Origin of the sequence: Cryobacterium sp. MLB-32 (genome assembly GCF_000738085.1) — a bacterium.
Taxonomy (GTDB): domain Bacteria; phylum Actinomycetota; class Actinomycetes; order Actinomycetales; family Microbacteriaceae; genus Cryobacterium.
In genome coordinates this window covers 1-626 of sequence record NZ_JPRS01000519.1, presented here as the reverse complement: position 1 = coordinate 626, position 626 = coordinate 1, and the positions used below count along the sequence as shown (strand labels likewise).

2 protein-coding genes are annotated in these 626 nt (G+C 56.7%); both read right to left on the bottom strand.

Annotated elements, in window-relative coordinates; all coding sequences use genetic code 11:
• Nucleotides 1-206: ribonuclease P protein component (locus JF66_RS22605; protein ID WP_369798077.1), on the bottom strand; the 206-nt coding region annotated here is incomplete at its 3' end.
• 37 nt (nucleotides 207-243) lie between these two features.
• Nucleotides 244-381 carry a 50S ribosomal protein L34 gene (gene rpmH / locus JF66_RS19730; protein ID WP_010204566.1) on the bottom strand — a complete coding sequence of 46 codons (138 nt, stop codon included), beginning with the start codon at nucleotides 379-381 and terminating at the stop codon, nucleotides 244-246.
• Nucleotides 382-626: the final 245 nt, after the last annotated feature.

The following is a 626-nucleotide window of genomic DNA, read 5'->3' as shown; positions in this document are numbered from 1 at the left end:
GCTTTCAAACGTCGTCGAACTTCATTGCGTCGCACAGCGTTACCCACGTTCTTGGCAACGATGAAACCAAAACGTGCGGGAACACCCTGAGCGTCCGTGGACACTGGAGGGGTTTTCCGCACGTAAATGACTGTGTGTGCGCCTACGCGACGCACACCACGCCGAACGACACCTTGATAATCGCTCCCGCTCGTAATGCGGTTCACATGTGCAAGCACGAGAACCCAACAAGCACGGCGATACCTACGCGGAGAGTTCGGTGCGACCCTTGCGACGGCGGGCACCGAGGATTGCGCGACCGGCGCGGGTGCGCATGCGCAGACGGAATCCGTGCACCTTCGCGCGACGACGGTTGTTCGGCTGGAACGTTCTCTTGCTCATTATTCAATCTCCACGTGATTGGATCTCCGCTGGCCGAAACAGCGGCTGCGAAAAAAGACTGTCGCCCACGGGATGGGGTCAACTGATTAAAACTACGGCCTCGGCAACCTTTGGTCAAACTCAGGGCCCCAAACTCAAGGTTATCCACAACAATGTCCACAGATTTTGCCATTTACTCCACAGGCAGAGGTCCCAGAATTCGCCTCACCGACCGGGATTGACTAGCGTTGACCGAAGTTATCCAC

Coding starts and splice junctions, on each gene's coding strand:
- rpmH (WP_010204566.1), bottom strand. CDS start 381: ATGAGCAAGAGAACGTTCCAGCCGAACAACCGTCGTCGCGCGAAGGTG.